1 protein-coding gene and 1 pseudogene are annotated in these 801 nt (G+C 65.7%); one reads left to right on the top strand and one right to left on the bottom strand.

Annotated elements, in window-relative coordinates:
* Positions 1–148: 148 nt before the first annotated feature.
* The gene (locus JCM25156_RS31790; RefSeq protein WP_242402752.1) at positions 149–373 is read right to left on the bottom strand and encodes a hypothetical protein; all 225 of its coding nucleotides are present in this window, start codon (positions 371–373) and stop codon (positions 149–151) included.
* A gap of 102 nt (positions 374–475) precedes the next feature.
* Between JCM25156_RS31790 and JCM25156_RS29625 the strand changes: the two are divergent.
* Positions 476–801, top strand: a pseudogene (locus JCM25156_RS29625) (energy transducer TonB); the annotation flags it as partial.

The following is an 801-nucleotide window of genomic DNA, read 5'->3' on the forward strand; positions in this document are numbered from 1 at the left end:
CCCAGATGAGCGGGTGGGCACGGAATGAAGGGAAGGGCCGTGAGGGCCAGCGCGGGCAGGTGCAGAAGCGGGCAGAGCGGGCACCCTTCGGCATGGTCGTGGCCGGTATGCTCCGCCGTGTCATGCCGATGTTCCGGCATGCCATCCATCATGGCGTGATGATGCGCGCGGGATGGTCCACCGGGGCCGCTGTGGCCACGGAGGAGGCAATGTCGATTCCGGTCAGCCGCATGATGGTCGCGCGCGGCAACTCACCGGGCAGGCTGCGGCTTTCGATCAGGAGTTGCCCCCACAGCCCCAGGCACGCGCACAGCACCATGATCCAGCGGATCACGGGCCTGTGGTGCAGAAAGGGGTGGCGGGCGTGGCCCATGATTGAACTGGTTCTTTCCGGCTGTAAGATCGGGATGGTAACCGGAGTGTATTCTCGGATGTGCGTTATTTTTTGTCAAATCCGGATTGGGGGCCTGCGGCCATGATGGGTGAAACCGTGCGGCGGCAGGACGGAACGCCGCACAGAAGCCCCGTGTTGCGCCCCGTCATGATGGAAGGCCGGGGCTGGCGCGGCATGGCTGTCGGGTGGGCCGTCATGCTTGCCCTGCTGGTGCATGGCGCGGTCGGGGCGTGGCTGCTGCCGGGCCATACGCGGGTGCAGGAACCCGAAGAGGGAAAAAACGCCATTCAGGTCTTTTTTGACCGGCCGGAGGTTGCGCCCCGCCCACCGGCTGCTACGCCACAGCCACAGCCACAGCCACAGCCACAGCCACAGCCACAGCCACAGCCATCAGCCACAGCCACAGA

Source organism: Komagataeibacter kakiaceti JCM 25156, assembly GCF_000613305.1.